This is a genomic window from Caproicibacter fermentans (assembly GCF_014303955.1).
GTDB lineage: Bacteria > Bacillota > Clostridia > Oscillospirales > Acutalibacteraceae > Caproicibacter > Caproicibacter fermentans.
This window is the reverse complement of record NZ_CP060286.1, coordinates 2,369,016-2,387,520: the sequence shown is the minus strand read 5'-3', so window position 1 is coordinate 2,387,520 and position 18,505 is coordinate 2,369,016. Positions and strand designations below refer to the sequence as shown.

Below are 18,505 nucleotides of genomic sequence, written 5' to 3'. Positions count from 1 at the left end.
TGCGTGGGAAAAGGAGAACGGAAATGGAAAAACATACCGCGGCGGTTTTTGACCTGGACGGAACGCTGCTCGATTCGCTGACCGTGTGGAGCCGGGTGGACCGGGACTTTCTGCGGTGCAGGGGCCTTGAGATACCGCCGGATTATACCGAAACGGTATCCGCGATGAGCTTTACCGAGGCGGCGCGCTATACCATCGGCAGGTTCGCCCTGCCGGAAGCGCCGGAGGAGCTCATCCGCGAATGGAACGGCATGGTCGCGCGGGAATACGCGCATCATATCGCGCTGAAGCCCGGCGCGCGGGAATGCCTGCGCTTTCTGGGGGAACGCGGGGTCAGGCTCGGCGTGGCGACCGCGCTGCCGGAAGAGCTGTACGGTCCGGCGCTGAAGCATAATGGAATCCACGCCCTCTTCGGCGCGTTTGCCTCCGTGACGGAAACCGCCCGGGGAAAGGGATTCCCGGACGTTTACCTGCTGTGCGCCGAACGGCTCGGCGTTACGCCCGGTTCCTGCGCGGTTTTTGAGGACGTGCTGCCCGGCCTGATCGGGGCGAAGGCGGCGGGGATGGCCGCGGTCGGCGTGTACGATGAAAATTCCAATCTCTGCGAAAAGGACGCGCTTTCCGTCGGCGACGGATATGTCCGCAGCCTGATGGAGCTGGTGGAAGAAAAATTTTATCGGAAGTTCTTCTGAGTCTATTTACTTTGCCGATAAAATTGATTATAATACGAAATTAATTCCCGCAATCCAACGAAGGATCTGCGGGAAACCCATTTTTACAGGGAAGCCGGTGTCATGGATGGATGAAAAAAGAACGGCGGCACGGACCGGCCCTCGGTCGGCGGAGCGGGTGCGGATCGCCGGGCTGCTGCTGCAGAGGACCGGCCCGCTCGAATTCCGGTCGGTTCTCGACGTCGGGTGCCGGCGCGGAGAGCTTTTGGAGCTGCTCCTTGCGGAACATCCCGGAATCCGCGCCTGCGGGATCGATCTGTCGGAGCGGCGGATCAAAGCGGCGGCGGAGCGGCTTGGCGGACGCGCGCAGGTAACGGTCGGCGACGCGGAAAACCTGCCGTATCCGGACGCGTCGTTCGACCTGCTGATTTGCGGCAACCCGATCCGCCGATGCCAAACCCCCGCGCGGGCGGTCAACCAGTTTTACCGGGTGCTGAGAAAGGACGGAACGCTGATCCTGTTCGGATACGGGAGGACGCCGGCCGGACTGACCCTTGCGCGGGTGGTCGCGCGCTACGGAGGGGAATCCGGCGGAACGTGGTCCGCAAAAGAAATCCGTGCTATTTTGGAGCGTTCGGCGTTCCGGAACGTCGAATGGGAATCCCCGATTAAGAACGTGTACCTCGCGGCAGGTAAAAAGTAACGGCCGGAACGGAAAAAACGGCGCGCGGTTGATTCCGCGCGCCGTTGGTCCGGTGCTTATTCCGTGAAAAACATACTCTTAAGATATCCTTTGCCGGTCTCCGTTTTAAAAACCCGTTCCAAAGCCGACCGGGCCGCCTCCCGCGTGCAGCCGTCCTCATACAGGTTGACGAGGAAGTCCGCTTCCACCAGAATCTGATAATCGATTCCGTCGATTCCGTCATAGGTATGGTGATGCCCGATCAGGTAGCAGACCCGGTCCGTAAATTCAGTCGGCAGGTCGAACGGTTTTAGAAGCTCCCGCGCCGCCGGAGGACCTTCCAGTTCCTGATAGCGGCCCGCGGAGGAGCCGTATTTCCGCTCGCTCTCATGGATGCCGATGTCGTGAAGCACCGCCGCGGCCTCCAAAATCTTGCGCTGCGCCGGAGAGAGGCGTTCTTCCCCGCCGATGGCCTTGGAAAACGCATAAACCTTCAGCGCGTGATGGATTCGTCTGGGGTCGCCCGCGTTGTAGCGGATCATTTCCGAAATCAAGCGCGAAACGGAGTATTCCATGAGATGACCTCCCGTTTAATCCAAGCCGGCTTACTTTCTGGCGCCCAGGGTCTTCAGCAGAGTTCTTTCGCTGCTGCCGTCGCAGACCGCGACGATTTCATCGTTCGGAAGAAAGGAAGTCAGGCCGTTCGGGATAATCAGCGTTTCGTTGCGCACGATGGAAATGATCAGCGAGCCGTTCGGCAGGGTCAGATCGCGCAGCGTGACGCCTTTGAGCGCCGTGTCTTCCGGCAGCTTGAGCGCGCTGATGGACGCCCGCCCTTTGTTCAGCGTGGCCAGCAGGTGCATCTGGGCGCTGTCGACTTCCTGCTCAATCATATTGGTGATGATCTCCGTGCTGCTCACGGCGATATCCGGGCCGAGCTTGCGCAGCGCGTCCAGGTTGCGGGGGTCGTTGTTCCTCGCGATCACCTTTTTGATTTTAAATTCCTTTTTTGCAAGCTGAGAAGCGACAAGGTTGTCCTGGTCGCTTCCGGTTACGGCGATAAAGCAGTCCGCGCTTTTCGCGCCGGCTTCTTCCAGCGCGTCCAGCTCGGTGCCGTCGCCGAAAATTACCTCGGCGTCAAGGTCGTTGGCGAGGCGGGTGCATTTCACCTTGTCCTTTTCAATCAGTTTGACGGTGTATTTCCGTTCCAGCATGTTGCGCGCAATCTGGTTGCCCAGTTTGCCGCCGCCGACAATGATGATCTTCATCAGAAATCCTCCTTCGGTCAGTCGATCACGGACGCAAGGACGACGCGGTCGCCCTCTTCCAGAACCGAATTTTCATTGCCGCCCCGGTGCAGGGTCATCTGACCGTCGGAGGCAATGACCCCGAAGATCACTTCGCCGTCGTCTTTGGGGACTTCGGAAAGCCTGATGCCGTCGTGCGCATAATCAACCTCTTTAATGTGGAACGTTGCGGTGGAGGTTCCGAGCGTCACGGTTTTCGATTCCCACGGAAGCGTCAGCGCGGTCGAGATGGCGTCCCCCGCCAGCTTGGTCGGGCAGACCGTTTTCAGGCCGAAGCTCTTGAACACATTTTCGCGCAGGGGGTCCGAAATGCGGGCCACCACGTTGTCGATCCCGAAAAATTCCCGCGCCATCTGTGAAACCGTGATATTCAGGTTGTCGTCCGGCGTAACGACCGCCATGGCGTCGCAGCCTTCCACGCCGGCGTTGCGCAGAGCCTTGATGTCCATCGGCATCCCGACGATGGTGATGCCGCTGAAATCTTTTTTCAGATTGTGAAAAGAGTCCGGGTCGGCGTCCACAACGGTCACGTCGTGCCCCTGTTCGTCCAGAATTCCGGCAAGCCTTGAACCGAGGCGCCCACAGCCGATGACAAGTACGTTCACTGATGCTCTCCCCCTGTATTTATGAATGCTTTATCAAAATCCCCGCCGCAAAAGTATCGCGTGAAACGCTGAGCCGTCCGGGGAAAGGAAAAATCACCGGGAATATGACCGCAGGCGGGTTATAAAAACCCGCCTGCCTTTTTCAATTAGTCCGCCCGGAGGGATTCACCGGCGGAAAGACCGCCGCCGCGCCGCTCTTCGCGAAAGAAGTGCCGCGGGCACTTCTATCCCACGCGGGATCGGGAAAAAACTGTTGGCCCGCCCGGAGGGATTCGAACCCCCGGCCTTCAGAATCGGAATCTGCTGCGATATCCAGCTTCGCCACGGGCGGATAACTACTGTATTATAACACAGTTGCGGCAAAAGTCAAATGCCAAAAAAGAGAAAAGACGCCGCGAATTCAACTTTTCTCATTTTCCCATTCGGAATTCGTATTATAATGGAAGAACGGTTATGAAAACAGAAAGGAAGCGCCGTATGAAGTATTTTGACCTGCACTGCGACACCGCGACGGAGTGCTATGAGAAAAAGCTGGGTCTGTCGGAAAACGGGCTGCACATCGATTTGAAAAGGACAAAGCGGTTTGACCTGTGGGCGCAGGTGTTCGCGGTCTTTATCCGCGACGGGCTGCGGGGAGAAGCCGCCTTTCACTATTTTCAGGCGGTGGTCAAAAACCTGAAGGAAATGCTGGCCGAAGAAAAAGAAAACGGAGCGCCCGTGCTCTGCCGGGACGGGCGGGAGCTGGAACGGGCGCGGTCCGGCGGGCGGAACATGGCGCTGCTTTCCATCGAGGGGGCTGCCGCCCTTGGCGGGGAGCTTTCCAATCTTGCGAAAACGCGGGAGGAGGGCGTGCGGATGATCACGCTCACCTGGAACGGGCCGAACGAGCTGGGGGACGGCTGTATGACCCCGTCTGCGGAGGGGCTTTCCCGGTTCGGAAAAGAGGTCGTGCGGGAAATGGCAGAGCTCGGCATGGCGGTCGACGTTTCCCATCTGTCGGAAAAAGGTTTCTGGGACGTCGCGCGGCTTGTCAAGGGCCCGTTTGTCGCGACACATTCCGACTCAAAGCACGTCACGGACCACCCCCGGAACCTGACGGACGACCAGTTCCGCGAAATCGCGGGGCGCGGCGGCGTGGTCGGGCTGAACCTGTTTTCGAAGTTCACCGGCGGCAGCGGCACGGTCGAGGACCTGCTGCGGCACGCGGAGCATTTCCTGAATCTTGGCGGTGAAAAGACGGTCGCCGTAGGGGCGGACCTGGACGGGTGCCGTCTTGAGGCCGAAGTCCGGGGCATCGGGGACATGGGCCTGCTTTACGACGCGATGCGCGCGAGCTTCGGGGAAAAGCTTGCGGACGACATCTTTTTCAACAACGCGTACCGGTTCTTTACGCAGAACCTCAAATGATTCCGGCAAAGACGTGAAAGGAGAAAAAATGGATTCCCGAACGTTTTATCAGCGCGTTTACCGGATTGTATCGGAAATTCCGGCGGGCAGCGTGATGACCTATGGGCAGATCGCTTTTTACGCGGGGAAGCCGCGCGCGGCGCGTTTTGTCGGGCGTGCGATGCGCCTTGCGCCGCCGGGCCTGCCCTGCCATCGGGTCGTGGGGAAAAACGGCGCGCTCGCGCCAGCGGAGGCGTTCGGAGGGCCGGGGGCCCAGCGGGCCCTGCTGGAACGCGAGGGAATCGCTTTTCTGCCCGGAGGACGCGTCGATATGAAAAAGCACTGGTTGCAGGGGTAGAGCGGGAAAGAAAGGAATTAAAAATGAATCAGGGGAAGCTTTACAGAAAGATTGCAAAACTGGACGGCGCGGAAATTTTCTATTTGGACACGGACGCAAAGAAACCGGCGCCGAAACGCTTTTAAGCGTTTTGCTCTTTCAGGAATTCTTCAAACGCATCCGCCGCGAGCAGGACGGTGTCAAGACAGCGGGTATCTTCTTTCTTGTACTTTTTCGTCAGCTCGCAGCACTCCGTGTCCCCCAGCTTTTCGGTGAATTTTTCCACCAGGGCGGCGCAGCGCTCTTTAAATTCCGGCGTAGCGTGGGCGCGCTCCTCAATCGTCATTTCGCCGAGGGCGGCGACGCAGGCGCAGAGCGCGCCGCATGCCTTTCCGCAGCCCATTCCGCCGCCGAAACCGCCGATCAGCTTGAACGATTCTTCCGAAAGGTTCAAACGGTATTCGTCGTCGATCGCGTGCAGCGCCGTTTCCGCGCAGTTGTTGTCTTTTAAAAGGTAATAGTCCCTTACCCGGTCTCTCAGCATGGAATCATCCTCTTTCTGTTGAAGAAATGCCCGCCCGAAGATTTTCGGACAGGCATATCCAGTGGAATTCGGTTTTCATTGCGGAAAAGGGTTACTTGCACTGCGCCTGGACGGCGGTGATGGCGACCACGCCGACGATGTCCTCGGCCTTGCAGCCGCGGGACAGATCGTTGACCGGCTTGGCGATGCCCTGCAGAACCGGGCCGTAGGCTTCCGCTTTCGCGAGGCGCTCCACCAGCTTGTAGCCGATGTTGCCGACGTTCAGATCCGGGAAAATGAGCACGTTCGCATGGCCCGCGACCTTGCTGCCCGGAGCCTTGGAGGCCGCGACGGCCGGGACCAGGGCGGCGTCCGCCTGCAGCTCGCCGTCCAGCAGAAGATCCGGCGCTTTTTCCTTCGCCAGCTTCGTCGCCTCGACGACCTTGTCGACCAGCGCGTCCTTGCCGCTGCCCTTGGTGGAGAAGGAAAGCATGGCGACCTTCGGCTCCGCGCCGACCAGGGACCGGAAGGTTTTGGCGGAAGCGATGGCGATTTCGGAAAGCTCGTCCGCGCTCGGGTTGATGTTCAGGCCGCTGTCCGCGAAGATGAACGTGCCGTTCTCGCCGTATTCGCAGTTCGGAACGTTGATGAGGAAGAACGCGGAGACCATTTTCGCGTCCGGAGCGGTGCGGATGATCTGCAGCGCCGGGCGGAGCGTGTTCGCGGTGGAATGGCACGCGCCGGAAACCATGCCGTCCGCGACGCCCTTTTTCACCAGCATGACGCCGAAATAGGTTGCGTCCTTCATGGTTTCGGAGGCTTTTTCCGGGGTCATGCCCTTCGCCTTGCGCATTTCATAAAAGGTGTTGGAGTAATCGTCGTGCAGATCGGTGTTTTCCGGGTCGATGATTTTTATACCGGAAAGGTCGGCTCCGTCCGCCGCCTTCCTGATCTCCTCTTCTTTGCCGAGCAGAATCACGTTCGCGATTTTGCGTTTGACTACTTCGGCGGCAGCCGTGACGACGCGCGGATCGGTACCCTCCGGAAGGACGATCGTCTTTTTGTCGGCGATTGCCTTTTCAATCATCTGATCGATAAAATTCATTGCTTTAGACATCCTCTCTTTGTATCTGAATCGTAATTGGACGTTTGACGTTTTCGCCTGTGCCGGGCAGGATTCTTTGGTTATTATACCTCTTTCCAACCGGAAAAAAAAAGAAAAGTTAACATTTTAACAGGAAGAAGAACTGTTCCAGACACCTTTTAATTGTCAAGCAAGCATACATAACACAGATCGTTCAGAAGCTCGTCAAAGAAATGACCGAGATGGATGTGTGATTTATGAAATCTAAAATAGAAGAAATCAAAGAAAAGCTGAAAGCTGCGGCGGACAGGAAAGACCTGGTGGAATTGTACACGCGCAGCGAGGATTCCTTTTGCGCCGGCATTGTCGCAGCACTGGATCAGGAAGGAACCATCCTGAAGGAACTGGACGGCCAGGGCCGGTGGTGCGGCTATTGCTTTTTTAGACTGGGGGCGATCCGGAATGTTGAAACGGCTACGGATTACCTGAAAAAATTAAAATGTTATCTCGGCTATTGGGAAGACCTGGGATTGTTCCAAAGCGGGGCCCAAAAACGGGAACCGTCGTTTGATTCCGGACGGAACACGCTGATCGACTTACTGACGGGACAATGCCAGGAAAAACATATTATTACCGTGGGGTACTATGAAGAGGAGAATTTGGATACCGGATATGTCTTGGCATTGACGGACCGGCTGCTTTCGCTGAAAACAGTCGATGTTTCCAGCGGCGGCTTTCTGGAAGTCATAAGAAAACCGCTTGAAGACATTTCGATGATCGAATTCGACAGCATTGATAATATCCTGCTGGAATTTGCGAACCGGACGCTCTTTTCGAATAAATAATTTCCATTGTGCCCCGCGGCCGCCCGCGGGGCTTTTTCGCCTAAAACTTCAGGGAATGGAAATAAAAATTGATTCGGATTTTATATTGATAAAAGATATACAATCAACTATAATAAAAAGCATGTGTAAGGGAAGGTTTTCAGGGGGAAACAAAACCGAAAGGAGCACCGATATGAATTATTCCGCAGAAGTGGAAAAGATGTGTGTGGTAACAAAGGGGCCGAAGCACGGGCCCGCGCCCATTCCGGAGGAAGGAAAATGGGTTAAGGCTTATGAGATTAAAGACCTGTCCGGCCTGACGCACGGCGTGGGCTGGTGCGCGCCGCAGCAGGGCGCCTGCAAGCTGACGCTGAATGTAAAGAACGGCATTGTGCAGGAGGCGCTGGTCGAAACCCTCGGCTGCTCCGGCATGACGCATTCCGCGGCGATGGCCGCGGAAATCCTGCCGGGCAAGACTTTGCTGGAATGCCTGAACACGGACCTTGTTTGCGACGCGATCAACGTCGCGATGCGCGAGCTGTTCAAGCAGCTGGCCTACGGCCGCAGCCAGACGGCGTTTTCCGAGGACGGCCTGCCTGTCGGCGCCGGCCTCGAAGACCTGGGCAAGGGCCTGCGCTCGCAGATCGGCACCATGTACGGCACCGTGCCGAAGGGCGTTCGCTACCTCGAAATGACGGAGGGCTATGTGACGAAGCTCGCGCTGGATGAAAACAGCGAAGTGATCGGCTACCAGTTTGTCCGCCTTGGCAAAATGATGGAAGACATCCGCCACGGAGTCAGCCCGGACGAAGCCTACAAGAAAAATATCGGCCAGTACGGACGCTTCGACGGCGCGGCGAAATATATCGACCCGCGCGAAGAATGAGACCAGTGAGGAGGACAAACGAAATGGCTAACGATGTAAAATTCGAAAATAAAGAAAGAAGAATGGCCAAAATCGAAAAGTGTCTTGCCGAGTATGGCCTGGGAAGTCTGGAGGAAGCGCGCGATCTCTGCCTTTCCAAAGGGGTGGACGTCGAAAAAATCGTCAAGGGCGTTCAGCCGATCGCGTTTGACAACGCAGTCTGGGCCTACACCGTCGGCTGCGCCATCGGTTTGAAGACCGGCGTCGCGAACGCCGCGGAGGCCGCCGAGAAAATCGGCGCGGGCCTGGAATCCTTCACCGTGCCGGGCTCCGTCGCGGAACAGCGTAAGGTCGGCCTCGGCCACGGAAATCTGGGCGCGATGCTTCTGCGCGACGAGACAAAATGCTTCTGCTTCCTCGCGGGCCACGAATCCTTCGCGGCGGCGGAAGGCGCGATCGGAATCGCCCGCTCCGCGAACTCCGCCCGCAAGGAGCCGCTCCGCGTCATTCTGAACGGCCTTGGCAAAGACGCGGCGTACATCATTTCCCGCATCAACGGTTTTACTTATGTCAAAACGGACTTTGATTATTTCGCGGATGAGCTGAAGGTTGTCGAGACCCGCCCGTTCTCGGACGGCGAGCGCGCGAAGGTAAAGTGCTACGGCGCGAACGACGTGCGCGAGGGCGTCGCGATCATGCAGGCGGAGGGCGTGGACGTTTCCATCACCGGCAACTCCACCAACCCGGTCCGCTTCCAGCATCTTGTCGCGGGCACCTACAAGAAATGGGCGATTGAAAACGGCAAGAAATATTTTTCGGTCGCTTCCGGCGGCGGTACCGGCCGCACCCTGCACCCGGACAACATGGGAGCGGGCCCCGCTTCCTACGGCCTGACCGATTCGATGGGCAGAATGCACGGCGACGCCCAGTTCGCCGGCTCCTCCTCCGTGCCGGCGCACGTGGAGATGATGGGCCTGATCGGCATGGGCAACAACCCCGATGGTCGGCGCGACGGTCGCCTGCGCGGTCGCCGTCTACAAGGCGCTGGCGGACTGAGAAAAAGCATACGGCCGAAGCAATTCGGCTGGTTTGGTCCGGGCCGCTGCCATACGGCCCGGCGGGAGCATGACGGGGCGTCATGCTCCTTTTTCATATCGGAAAGACGAGGGAGTCTCATGGAACAGGCACTGGCATATTTGGAACAGGACCCGGTTCTGCACACGGACATGCTGGAAGGCGTCCGCCGAGGCAGCGCCCGCGTTCTGCAGGCGGAGGAAAACGGCGTGCTGCTGTACGACACGGGCAGCGGCGCGTACCTGCTCAGCGCAAAAAGCGAGGAAGCGGCCCGGCGCCTGCTTTCGGCGGCGGAGCGCGCGGAGCTGGTCGTGGCGCACCGGAAGTACGGGGTGGAATACGCCGAAAAAAAATTCGGCCTGCGTGCCCGGCTGCAGGTCTGCAACGCGGTTTATTTTGGAGAAAGCCCGCTGCCCGCGGACGAAAATCCGGCCCAAATCAGGGTGTTGGACGAAACCTTTCTGCCGTTTGTCAAAGAGCATTACCAAAGCATTGACGACGAAGCCTATCTGCGGGAGCGGCTGCGCTCCGGCGAGACGTTCGGCGCTTTTGTGCGGGGCGAGCCCGCCGGGTTCATCGGAAGGCACGACGACGGCGCGATGGGGATGCTGGAGGTTCTGCCCGCATACCGCCGAAAGGGAATCGCAAGGCAGCTGGAAACGTTCCAGGCCAACCGGCTGCTGCGGGAAGGCCGGGTTCCGTACGCGCAGATCAAAGCCGGAAACGCGGTGTCCGCTGCGCTTCACCGCGGGCTTGGGTTCCGTTTTTCAGAGTATTCCATTTGCTGGCTGATGCGGTAATGGGACAGAATGTTTACAAAAAGGTAATGGGAATAACAGTTTTGTCATTCCCGGATTTTCCTCTTTTACGAACGGGTTCGTTGGAGTATAATAAGAAAAGAAAGCGACCGTCAACGCATTGAGCCAGGAAAGGAACCGTTTCGCGTATGCAGCCTATCTGTGAAAAAGTGGTGCGCCGAAAAAAAAGACGCAGGGGGCTTTTTCTGTGGAGGACTGCCGTTTGTCTGTGCCTTTTATCCCTGCTGGTCGCGGTGGCCAAGGGCACGACCGCGGTGGTGGCGGATCTTTCGGGCTCCCGGCCGGCTTTTTCTTCACAGAGTGATTCTTCCGCGCGGCCGGCTTCTGCGGCACGGCAGACCGCGGCTGCCGAATCTTTCGCACCGGGCGCGTCTTCGCGGGCCCCGGTTTCTTCCCGGGCGCCCGCCGCCGACTCGTCGTCTCCGGAGAACGCGCCTTCTCCGGAGTCCGGGCCGCCCGGCAGGCAGGCGGCGCGGGGCTGGTTTTCCGACGCGCTGTTCATCGGGGACAGCCGGACGGAAGGGCTGAGAAACTACGGCGGTTTATCCGGCGCGACCTATTATGCCCTAAAGGGGCTGATGGTCAACACGGTATACACCCGGCGCGAAATTATGGAGAACGGGTCGAAAAAGACCGTGATGGAGGCTCAGGCGGAGCATCCGTTCGGCAAAATCTATGTGATGCTCGGCGTGAACGAGCTGGGCTGGTCCAGCATGCAGTCGTTTGTGGACGATTATTCCAAAATGGTGAAAGACCTGAAAAAGGACCATCCGAAGGCGGAAATTTATCTTCAGGCGATTTTTCCGGTTTCCGCGCAAAAATCGGCTGAAAGCTCCATTTATAAAAACAGCAAAATCGTCTCCTACAATCAGGCGATTCAAAAAATTGCAAAAGATCAGAAGGTCAGCTATCTGGATACGGCGCGGGCGGTTTCGGAAAACGGCGTTTTGCCGGAGGATGCCTCGACGGACGGGGTTCATCTGAATTCCGAATACTGCGCCAAATGGTGCGATTATCTGAAAGCAAACGAGTGAATACGGGGGAGCGGGAATGAAAAAGGGGATTCTTTGCGCGGCGGCGGTGCTGCTGCTTTTGCTGCCGGGCTGCTCCGGCGGGGGGCCGCTCAAACGGCGGATGTTCGGAAAATTGCGGACGGTCTGATCAAAACCGTGAAGTTTCAGGACCAGATGTCCGAAATCAATCAGGATACGGCGATTCAAATCTACGGAATCGACTCCGGCGACGTCGTGAAGGCCGCCGTGTACGAAAGCACCGGCGCGACCGCGGAAGAGGTCGCCGCGTTTGAGGCAAAGGACGATCAGGCCGCCGGCCGGGTGAAAGAAAAAGCGGAAGAGCGGATCACTACGCAAAGGGCGGGTTTTCAGGATTACCAGCCCGCCGAAATGGCAAAGCTGCAGGACCCGGTTCTTGTGCAAAAAGGGAATTGCGTGGTGCTGTGCGTTTCAAACGACAACGAAACCGCGAAAAAAGCCATAGACGGGTTCCTGTCCTGACAGTCGGGGACCAAAAGCCCGGAAGAGGCGGCCTTGGCCGCTTTTTCCGGGCTTTGTCCGGCCTTTTTTAGGTATTGACAAAAAAGACAAAATGAGGTAGTTTATAGGAGAAGGATGTATTCTTCATACATGATTCGGGATGAACCCGATTCTTTGGCAAATCAGGCGGCCAAGACTGCAAAACGATAGCTGAAGCTATTCGAAAAGATGCTGGAAGGCTCTTGTTTTGGGGGCTTTCTTTTTTATTTGCAAAAACGGAAACCGGCCCCCAAGGTTCGTACCGTAAAGGCTCGAAGCAACAGAGAATGAAAATAGAGTTTTAGTTTCGCCGCGCGGAGTCTTATTTAAATTAGTCGTTTATGGGGATGAAAGCATTGTTCGGAAACCGCAACAATTTAGTGACAACCATGCAGGATCAGGTTTACCAGATCCTGAAAAGCGAGATATGCGACGGAACCTATTCGCCCGGCCAGTGGCTGCAGGAAAAGGAACTGGCGGAGCATCTGCACGTCAGCCGTTCGCCGATTCGCGACGCTCTGCGCAAGCTGTCGAACGACGGCCTGGTGGACACAATTCCCAACAAGGGCACCTTTGTGCGGGTGTTCACCGCGAAGGACATCGACGAAGTCTTTGAATTCCGGGTTCTGCTTGAGTCGCAGGCCATCCGCAAATCGCCCCGGTTTCTGACGCCGGAGAGGAAGAAAGCCATTGCCGGGTGTCTCGAAAATCTGAAAAAAACCTATCAAAGCAACGATCTGAAAAATTATATCGAGCAGGATACCGCGCTGCACTCGCTGATTATCAGTCTGGGCGGCAACAGCCTGATCGAATCGACCTATGACAAGATACACTCCATCATTCAGCCCTTTCGCATTTATTCGCTGGTCAGCCGCCAGAGGTTTGACGAATCCATTGTGGAGCATGAAGGAATTGTAAGCAATATTCTTGCCGGAGACGTTGAAAAGGCGGAGGAGATCAACCGCAGTCATTTAGCCCTGGCAAAGGGAAAGGTGATCGAATATATCACCAGCAAGGAATACCTGTCGAAATGTATCCGGACCGATTCGTAAGGAATCTGTAAAATAAATTTAGCCCGCCAAGTATACGGTGTGTTGTATACTTGACGGGCTAAAAATATACTGCAAAGATTTTAGAAGATTACGCTCACAAGAATCAGGATTACGGAAGAAACAAGCGGAATCAGCACGGTTGCGGGGGTCCATGTCTTCAGGGAGGTCTTCTCGTCGAATCCGCTGAATCTGGTCACAACCCAGAAGTAGGAGTCGTTCATGTAGGACGGGCACATTGCGGTTGAGCAGAGGGCCAGGCCCGCCAGAACCGGATTGATTCCCAGCGTGGGGAGCATCGGCGCGAGGATGGAAGCGCCCGTGACCATTGCCGCGGTTCCGGAGCCCTGCGGGAAACGGAGCAGCGTGCCCACAAGCAAAGGAACGAGAATCGCGGGAAGCCCCGCCGCCACAATGCTTTTTGCCATCAGGGTGCCGACGCCGGTTGCCGAAATAACACCGCCGAGCGCGCCGCCCGCGCCGGTTACGAACACGATCAGGCCGCCGTCCGCCAGCGCGGATTCCATTGTTTTAAGCGCTTCGCCTTTCGGCATTTTTCCGCAGAGCAGGTAAACGCCCATCAGTACCGAGATAAAGAGCGCGCAGACCGGGGAGCCGAACAGGGTGAAAAACGATTTGACCGGGCCCGTAACCTTCATAAAGCCCAGAACCGTGTTGGTCAGAATCAGAAGAATCGGAACCAGCAGGGTCGCGAAGGAAATAAAGGTTCCCGGCATGGCTTCGTCCTTCAGCAGCTCGTTAAAATCGTCGTTGGTAAGGTCCCGACCCTCTTTTTGTTTCGCTTCGATTTTTTGAAGTGCGGCGCGCTGGTCGGCGGAGAGCTGGCTGAAATCCTCTTCCCCCAGTTCGGGAACAATGTCCGGATTCCTTTTAGCCACCCAGCGGAAATAGAATACGGCCACAAGGAACAGAGGGATTGCCAGCAGGATGCCGTAAAGGATGAATTCCCCGATGTCGATTCCGAACGCGCCGCAGACGGCCAGCGGGCCGGGGGTCGGCGGAACCAGGAAATGCGTGATGTAAAGTCCCATGCCGAGCAAACCGCCCATCAGGATCATGGATTTACGCGTCAGTCTTGAAAATTCCTTCGCAAGCGAGGAAAGAATGACGAAACCGGAATCGCAGAAGACGGGAATGGAAACCAGCAGACCGGTGATGCCCAAAACAACATCCGCCCGTTTGATGCCGATTCTTTTCAGAATGGTCAGCGCCATTCGCTTGACCGCTCCGCTTTTTTCCATGAATTTTCCCATGATGCAGCCAAGGCCGATGACAATGCCGATGCTGCCCAGGGTATTGCCGAACCCCGTGGTGACCGCGCTGATGGTTTTGTCGGTCGGAAGACCGGACAGAAGCCCGATGACGATTGCTGAAAGGATCAACGCGGGAAACGCCTGGATCTTTGTCCTGACGACTAAAAAGATGAGCAGCGCGATGCCGATTAAAAGCGCAATAATACTGATCATAATGACAATCTCCCTTAACAATACAAAATGTGCTTTCCCAAGTGAAAAAGCCGTTTTCCCCATACATCGCAGAAATGAGATTACCAGATGAACCGTCGGTCATTTGAAGGTCTTGCGGCTGAATTGCGCTGAATCGCGAAAAGAGCGCGGACTTAAATGACAGGCCCCAGGGTGTGGATGTCGATGGAATTGAAATACTTGATCGCTTCGTTTTTCGTCATTTCACCGTTTAAGACGCATAAGGCTTTCTGGAACGCCTCCTCGCCGACCTGTTCAATCGTTTTTTCGCCCCTGATGATCAAACCGGCGTTCAGGTCCATGTCGTGGCTCATGCGATCAAAGGTGTTCGGGTTGCCGCAGATTTTTACGACGGGCATGCTCGGGAAGCCCTGCGGCGCGCCGCGCCCCGTGGAAAACATCATGAACTGCGCGCCCGTGCAGGCCATTCCGGTCAGGATTTCCGGCTCGCGGCCGGGGGTGTCCTTAATCCAAAGGCCCTTCCGGCCGTTCGCCATGTCCGGGTACTCCAGAACGCCCTGAATCGGCCTGGAACCGGATTTTACGATTGCGCCCAGGGATTTTTCCTCGATGGAGGAGAGTCCGCCCGCGATATTTCCGGGGGTGGGCTGCCCTTTCCTCATGTCGCAGCCGAGGGATTTCGCCCTCGTTTCCATCCGGTTGACGATTTCGTAAATTTTGTCGGCCACTTCCCTGTTCACGGCCCTGCGCGCCAGAATATGCTCCGCGCCGATGAATTCGGTTGTCTCGCCGAACACCACCGTTGCGCCCAGGTCCACCATTTTATCGGCGACGTAGCCGACAACGCAGTTGGAGGCCATCCCGCTCGTCGTGTCCGACGCGCCGCATTTGATCGCCATGACGATGTTCGAAAGGTCGGCCGGTTCGCGCTGCAGCCCGGAAATCTGCCTGACCAGCTCCTGCGCGGCGTCGATTCCCGCCTGAATCGCGCGGCTTGCGCCGCCCAGCTCCTGAATGCGAATGATCTGAACCGGTTTGCCCGTTTTGGCGATGGTTTCAAGCATCCGCTCATGGTCGGTGCCTTCGCACCCAAGACTTACGATCAGCACCGCGCCGACATTCGGGCTGCACCCCAAGCCGATGAGGGTGTCCGTGACGCGCTCGAGGTCCGGCGGCAGCTGGCAGCAGCCCTGGTGGTGGAAAAACCCGACCGTGCCCTGCACCTGGCCGACAATCGACTGCGCGACGTCGTTGGCGCAGATGACGCTGGGGATGACCGCCACATGGTTCCTTGCGCCGACCTTCCCGTCCGGTCTGACATAACCCATAAAATTCATTTGTTCCGCTCTCCTTTCAGGTCGCCGCGGCCGCGCATGCTGTCCAGGTTGTGCACGTGAACATACTCGCCCTTTTTGATTTCCTTGGTGGCGGCCCCGATTTCTTCGCCGTACTTGAAGATTTCCTCGCCCGGGTGAATGTCTTTCAGCGCGATCTTGTGGCCGAAGGGGATGTCGCCCAGCACTTTGATGATTTCGGAATTCCCCTGTTTGTCGCGCACCTCCACCTCGCTTCCGGAGACAATGCCGTCGGCGAAGATCGTCGCCACATTGTCCCGGTCATTGATTTTTAAGGCCAGCTGCAGGCTCATATTGAAATACCTCCTTCACAAACTTCACAGAATGTCCGGTTATCTGACCGCCAGAACCGAAACGCCGTCCGGGATGACAACCACCTTCGCGTCCTTTCCCTTGATTTCATACGCCATGGCGAGCGCCTCGTCCGGGCTGGAAGCCGGAATCATGTTCGCCCTGCGCACCAGGTCATGGTCCAGATAGGTGGTTACAAGAATGATCTTATGCTTTTTCAGAATACGGGAGTAGATTTGAGCGCACCACTGCTCCGGAATGGTCTCTTTCGGCGGAATGGCGGAAAGGCGCTTTTCGATTTCATCCACGGTGCCGGAGAGAATCAGCTTTTCAAAATGAGTTCCGCCCATGCCGTCGACGCAGGACGCGCACATGATGATGACTCCGTCCTCCCCCGCGCAGGCTTCGGCGGTCGCGACCGCTTTCGGGGCCTGGTAAAGGTTCTGGTCCAGAGGGTAGCCGCCGTTGCTTGTAACGACGATATCTCCGGTGACGACCGGGCACTGGGAAAGGCTCCTGATAAAATCGCAGCCCTTTTCATGCGCCTGCTCCAGGTCGCCCGCGAACGCCGCGATGATTTTTTTATTTCCGTCCAGCGCGACGTTCAGAATAAACCGGACGTTGACCGCGCGGGCCGCGCAGACCATGTCTTCGTGGATCGGGTTGCGGGAGAGCACCCCCGCTTTCGCGTAGGGACTGGCGATCGCCTGAAAGCTGTGATTTTCATTGACGGTTTCCTGAGAGCAGATTCCCGGAAGAATGCTTTTGCGTCCGCCGGAGAACCCCGCGAAGAAATGGGGCTCGATGAAGCCCTCCGTCACCAGCAGGTCGCACTCGGTCGCAAGGCGGTTCACATGGAAATCCGCGCCGGAGGGAAGCTTTTGCACGAACACGAAATCCTCGGGCCGGAACGCGTCGTTGACGACGATTTTTTCGTGATCCACGATTTCGTCGCCGAACATCTTTCTCTGCTCATCCTCCGTCGTCGCCCGGTGCAGGCCGGTCGCGATCAGAATCGTAATCTCGGCGGTCGGGTTGCCCGCCCGGATTTCGGAAAGCAGGACCGGCAGCGTGATTTTGCTTGGCACCGCCCGCGTGTGGTCGCTGGTTACGACGACGACTTTCCGCTTTCCCTTCGCCAGTTCGCGCAGGCTTTTGGTGCCGATCGGATGCGCAAGGGCGTCGCGGACAAACTCCTGTTCGCTTTGGTCCGTCCGGCCCCCGTGCATTTTGGCGGTGATGACCGCGGCTAGGTTCTGTTCCTCAACATGCAGGTCCAAAGTCGACCTGTAATAAGGGATCGGTATTGTCCTCAAGAAAGGCCCTCCTTTTCTTGTTTTAAGTATAATGTATACATAACACAATTTATATTACACGCTGCTCCGATTTATAAATTACAAATCGGAATTAAAGGGTAATTTTGTTAGAAAGACTTTATGATGAAGCAAATATTTGTTACATTTGCATAATAATCACCTCTGGAAAAGCCGGGCGTCTTCGACAATCTGGACCCCCCGGCACAGCCGGGAATTTTCAAATCATAAAAAATTCCCCTGCCTCAGTCTGAGGCAGGGGAATTGGCAATTCGATAAGAAGCGTATGCCGAAGATCAGGCCTTTCCGGCGCAGCCGAGAACCGCGGTGATTTTATGCTCGACCATTCCTTTGATCGCGTCGCGGGCGGGTTTGAGGTACTGGCGGGGATCAAAATGGTCCGGATGCTCCGCAAAGTATTTGCGGACGCTTGCCGTCATGGCAAGACGGAGGTCGGAGTCGATGTTGATTTTGCAGACCGCCATGGTCGCGGCCTTGCGGAGCATGTCCTCCGGGATGCCGATTGCGTCCGGCATCTTTCCGCCGTACTGGTTGATCATCTGCACGAATTCCGGAATGACGCTAGAAGCGCCGTGCAGCACGATCGGGAAACCAGGCAGGCGCGAAGCGACTTCCTCCAGAATGTCGAAGCGGAGCTGGGGCTTCTGGCCCGGCTTGAATTTATACGCGCCGTGGCTTGTCCCGATGGCGATGGCGAGGGAATCGACGCCGGTGCGTTTGACAAAATCCTGAACCTGATCCGGGTCGGTGAACTGCGCCTTGTCGTCCTCGACCGCCACCGCGTCCTCGATCCCGGCGAGCCTGCCGAGCTCGGCTTCCACGGTCACGTTGTATTGATGGGCGTAATCCACAACCTTGCGCGCTTCTTCCACATTTTCCTCGTACGGCTTGGAGGAGCCGTCGAACATGACGGAGGTAAAGCCCCCGTCGATGCAGTCCTTGCAGATTTCGTAGGAAGCGCCGTGATCCAGATGAAGCGCGATCGGAAGATCCGGGTTTTCCACGACCGCCGCCTCGACCAGCTTGACCAGATAGGTGTGGGAGGCATATTTGCGCGCGCCCGCGGAAGCCTGCAGGATCACCGGGGCTTTCAGCTCCGCGCACGCTTCGGTGATGCCCTGCACAATTTCCATGTTGTTGACGTTGAACGCCCCGACGGCATAACCGCCGTTGTAGGCCTTTTGAAACATTTCTTTTGTATTGACCAACGACATCGGCTTTCACTCCTAATGTTTAATTTCTTTTATTATACCTCATTCTCCGGAAAAGATAAATATGGAAAGGCATGGAGATTGTTAAAAA

The 18,505-nt window shown here is 56.9% G+C and carries 20 protein-coding genes, 1 tRNA gene and 1 pseudogene; 11 read left to right on the top strand and 11 right to left on the bottom strand.

The features are described from left to right. Positions 1 to 23: 23 nt before the first annotated feature. Complete coding sequence (locus HCR03_RS11800; protein ID WP_187034350.1) at positions 24 to 692, top strand: HAD family hydrolase; 669 nt, start codon at positions 24 to 26, stop codon at positions 690 to 692. Between the two features lie 106 nt (positions 693 to 798). Next, positions 799 to 1,374, top strand: coding sequence for a class I SAM-dependent methyltransferase (locus tag HCR03_RS11795; protein ID WP_187034348.1), 576 nt, complete (start codon positions 799 to 801; stop codon positions 1,372 to 1,374). A 56-nt stretch (positions 1,375 to 1,430) separates the two neighbouring features. On the opposite strand, the gene HCR03_RS11790 is transcribed toward HCR03_RS11795, so the two are convergent. The 4 genes from HCR03_RS11790 to HCR03_RS11775 form a co-directional block, all read right to left on the bottom strand. Beyond that, a complete protein-coding gene (locus HCR03_RS11790) occupies positions 1,431 to 1,928 on the bottom strand; it encodes an HD domain-containing protein (protein WP_187034346.1) in 498 nt (165 codons plus the stop codon). Positions 1,929 to 1,958: 30 nt separating this feature from the next. After that, a complete protein-coding gene (locus HCR03_RS11785) occupies positions 1,959 to 2,621 on the bottom strand; it encodes a potassium channel family protein (RefSeq protein WP_066645576.1) in 663 nt (220 codons plus the stop codon). Between the two features lie 17 nt (positions 2,622 to 2,638). Then, positions 2,639 to 3,265, bottom strand: coding sequence for a potassium channel family protein (locus tag HCR03_RS11780; protein WP_187034344.1), 627 nt, complete (start codon positions 3,263 to 3,265; stop codon positions 2,639 to 2,641). A 254-nt stretch (positions 3,266 to 3,519) separates the two neighbouring features. Then, positions 3,520 to 3,596 (bottom strand) — tRNA-Arg (locus tag HCR03_RS11775). 146 nt (positions 3,597 to 3,742) lie between these two features. On the opposite strand from HCR03_RS11775, the gene HCR03_RS11770 reads away from it, so the two are divergent. Further along, the gene (locus HCR03_RS11770; protein WP_066645861.1) at positions 3,743 to 4,672 is read left to right on the top strand and encodes a dipeptidase; all 930 of its coding nucleotides are present in this window, start codon (positions 3,743 to 3,745) and stop codon (positions 4,670 to 4,672) included. A 28-nt stretch (positions 4,673 to 4,700) separates the two neighbouring features. Further along, positions 4,701 to 5,009 (top strand): MGMT family protein, encoded by a 309-nt coding sequence (locus HCR03_RS11765; RefSeq protein ID WP_066645583.1) that lies wholly within the window; start codon positions 4,701 to 4,703, stop codon positions 5,007 to 5,009. A 121-nt stretch (positions 5,010 to 5,130) separates the two neighbouring features. Here HCR03_RS11765 and HCR03_RS11760 read toward each other — a convergent pair whose 3' ends face one another. Beyond that, a complete protein-coding gene (locus HCR03_RS11760; protein ID WP_066645585.1) occupies positions 5,131 to 5,532 on the bottom strand; it encodes a C-GCAxxG-C-C family (seleno)protein in 402 nt (133 codons plus the stop codon). Between the two features lie 91 nt (positions 5,533 to 5,623). After that, a complete protein-coding gene (gene pta / locus HCR03_RS11755) occupies positions 5,624 to 6,616 on the bottom strand; it encodes a phosphate acetyltransferase (protein WP_267459178.1) in 993 nt (330 codons plus the stop codon). Positions 6,617 to 6,852: 236 nt separating this feature from the next. Here pta and HCR03_RS11750 point away from each other — a divergent pair, with 236 nt between their 5' ends. From HCR03_RS11750 to HCR03_RS11720, 7 genes and pseudogenes are all read left to right on the top strand, one after another. Further along, positions 6,853 to 7,440 (top strand): hypothetical protein, encoded by a 588-nt coding sequence (locus HCR03_RS11750; RefSeq protein WP_187034341.1) that lies wholly within the window; start codon positions 6,853 to 6,855, stop codon positions 7,438 to 7,440. Positions 7,441 to 7,612: 172 nt separating this feature from the next. Next, positions 7,613 to 8,305: an iron-sulfur cluster assembly scaffold protein gene (locus HCR03_RS11745; protein ID WP_066645591.1), complete on the top strand. Its 693-nt coding sequence runs from the start codon at positions 7,613 to 7,615 to the stop codon at positions 8,303 to 8,305. Positions 8,306 to 8,328: 23 nt separating this feature from the next. Continuing rightward, positions 8,329 to 9,340, top strand: a pseudogene (locus HCR03_RS11740) (GGGtGRT protein). Positions 9,341 to 9,459: 119 nt separating this feature from the next. Further along, positions 9,460 to 10,158 (top strand): GNAT family N-acetyltransferase, encoded by a 699-nt coding sequence (locus tag HCR03_RS11735; protein WP_187034339.1) that lies wholly within the window; start codon positions 9,460 to 9,462, stop codon positions 10,156 to 10,158. Between the two features lie 146 nt (positions 10,159 to 10,304). Further along, the gene (locus HCR03_RS11730; protein ID WP_066645596.1) at positions 10,305 to 11,210 is read left to right on the top strand and encodes a GDSL-type esterase/lipase family protein; all 906 of its coding nucleotides are present in this window, start codon (positions 10,305 to 10,307) and stop codon (positions 11,208 to 11,210) included. Positions 11,211 to 11,345: 135 nt separating this feature from the next. Then, the gene (locus HCR03_RS11725) at positions 11,346 to 11,690 is read left to right on the top strand and encodes a DUF4358 domain-containing protein (RefSeq protein ID WP_187034337.1); all 345 of its coding nucleotides are present in this window, start codon (positions 11,346 to 11,348) and stop codon (positions 11,688 to 11,690) included. 365 nt (positions 11,691 to 12,055) lie between these two features. Then, positions 12,056 to 12,760 (top strand): GntR family transcriptional regulator, encoded by a 705-nt coding sequence (locus tag HCR03_RS11720; protein ID WP_187034336.1) that lies wholly within the window; start codon positions 12,056 to 12,058, stop codon positions 12,758 to 12,760. 80 nt (positions 12,761 to 12,840) lie between these two features. Here the strand turns inward: HCR03_RS11720 and HCR03_RS11715 are convergent, their stop codons facing one another. From HCR03_RS11715 to fba, 5 genes are all read right to left on the bottom strand, one after another. Further along, positions 12,841 to 14,244 (bottom strand): GntP family permease, encoded by a 1,404-nt coding sequence (locus HCR03_RS11715; RefSeq protein ID WP_066645600.1) that lies wholly within the window; start codon positions 14,242 to 14,244, stop codon positions 12,841 to 12,843. Between the two features lie 152 nt (positions 14,245 to 14,396). After that, entirely contained in the window at positions 14,397 to 15,560 is a 1,164-nt protein-coding gene (locus tag HCR03_RS11710) for a UxaA family hydrolase (protein WP_187034334.1), read from the bottom strand. Beyond that, positions 15,557 to 15,871, bottom strand: a complete 315-nt coding sequence (locus HCR03_RS11705; protein WP_066645602.1) for a UxaA family hydrolase — start codon at positions 15,869 to 15,871, stop codon at positions 15,557 to 15,559. The genes HCR03_RS11710 and HCR03_RS11705 overlap by 4 nt, the downstream gene beginning before the upstream one ends. Positions 15,872 to 15,910: 39 nt before the next feature. Then, positions 15,911 to 17,185 (bottom strand): nickel-dependent lactate racemase, encoded by a 1,275-nt coding sequence (larA, locus tag HCR03_RS11700; protein WP_187034332.1) that lies wholly within the window; start codon positions 17,183 to 17,185, stop codon positions 15,911 to 15,913. A 293-nt stretch (positions 17,186 to 17,478) separates the two neighbouring features. Beyond that, positions 17,479 to 18,417, bottom strand: a complete 939-nt coding sequence (gene fba, locus HCR03_RS11695) for a class II fructose-1,6-bisphosphate aldolase (RefSeq protein ID WP_066645604.1) — start codon at positions 18,415 to 18,417, stop codon at positions 17,479 to 17,481. Between the last annotated feature and the right edge of the window lie 88 nt (positions 18,418 to 18,505).

What these genes read in the sequence shown, in the direction of transcription:
- HCR03_RS11800 (WP_187034350.1), top strand. Translation starts at nt 24, where the DNA reads ATGGAAAAACATACCGCGGCGGTTTTTGACCTGGACGGAACGCTGCTC.
- HCR03_RS11795 (WP_187034348.1), top strand. Translation starts at nt 799, where the DNA reads ATGGATGAAAAAAGAACGGCGGCACGGACCGGCCCTCGGTCGGCGGAG.
- HCR03_RS11790 (WP_187034346.1), bottom strand. Translation starts at nt 1,928, where the DNA reads ATGGAATACTCCGTTTCGCGCTTGATTTCGGAAATGATCCGCTACAAC.
- HCR03_RS11785 (WP_066645576.1), bottom strand. Translation starts at nt 2,621, where the DNA reads ATGAAGATCATCATTGTCGGCGGCGGCAAACTGGGCAACCAGATTGCG.
- HCR03_RS11770 (WP_066645861.1), top strand. Translation starts at nt 3,743, where the DNA reads ATGAAGTATTTTGACCTGCACTGCGACACCGCGACGGAGTGCTATGAG.
- HCR03_RS11765 (WP_066645583.1), top strand. Translation starts at nt 4,701, where the DNA reads ATGGATTCCCGAACGTTTTATCAGCGCGTTTACCGGATTGTATCGGAA.
- HCR03_RS11760 (WP_066645585.1), bottom strand. Translation starts at nt 5,532, where the DNA reads ATGCTGAGAGACCGGGTAAGGGACTATTACCTTTTAAAAGACAACAAC.
- pta (WP_267459178.1), bottom strand. Translation starts at nt 6,616, where the DNA reads ATGAATTTTATCGATCAGATGATTGAAAAGGCAATCGCCGACAAAAAG.
- HCR03_RS11750 (WP_187034341.1), top strand. Translation starts at nt 6,853, where the DNA reads ATGAAATCTAAAATAGAAGAAATCAAAGAAAAGCTGAAAGCTGCGGCG.
- HCR03_RS11745 (WP_066645591.1), top strand. Translation starts at nt 7,613, where the DNA reads ATGAATTATTCCGCAGAAGTGGAAAAGATGTGTGTGGTAACAAAGGGG.
- HCR03_RS11735 (WP_187034339.1), top strand. Translation starts at nt 9,460, where the DNA reads ATGGAACAGGCACTGGCATATTTGGAACAGGACCCGGTTCTGCACACG.
- HCR03_RS11730 (WP_066645596.1), top strand. Translation starts at nt 10,305, where the DNA reads ATGCAGCCTATCTGTGAAAAAGTGGTGCGCCGAAAAAAAAGACGCAGG.
- HCR03_RS11720 (WP_187034336.1), top strand. Translation starts at nt 12,056, where the DNA reads ATGAAAGCATTGTTCGGAAACCGCAACAATTTAGTGACAACCATGCAG.
- HCR03_RS11715 (WP_066645600.1), bottom strand. Translation starts at nt 14,244, where the DNA reads ATGATCAGTATTATTGCGCTTTTAATCGGCATCGCGCTGCTCATCTTT.
- HCR03_RS11710 (WP_187034334.1), bottom strand. Translation starts at nt 15,560, where the DNA reads ATGAATTTTATGGGTTATGTCAGACCGGACGGGAAGGTCGGCGCAAGG.
- HCR03_RS11705 (WP_066645602.1), bottom strand. Translation starts at nt 15,871, where the DNA reads ATGAGCCTGCAGCTGGCCTTAAAAATCAATGACCGGGACAATGTGGCG.
- fba (WP_066645604.1), bottom strand. Translation starts at nt 18,417, where the DNA reads ATGTCGTTGGTCAATACAAAAGAAATGTTTCAAAAGGCCTACAACGGC.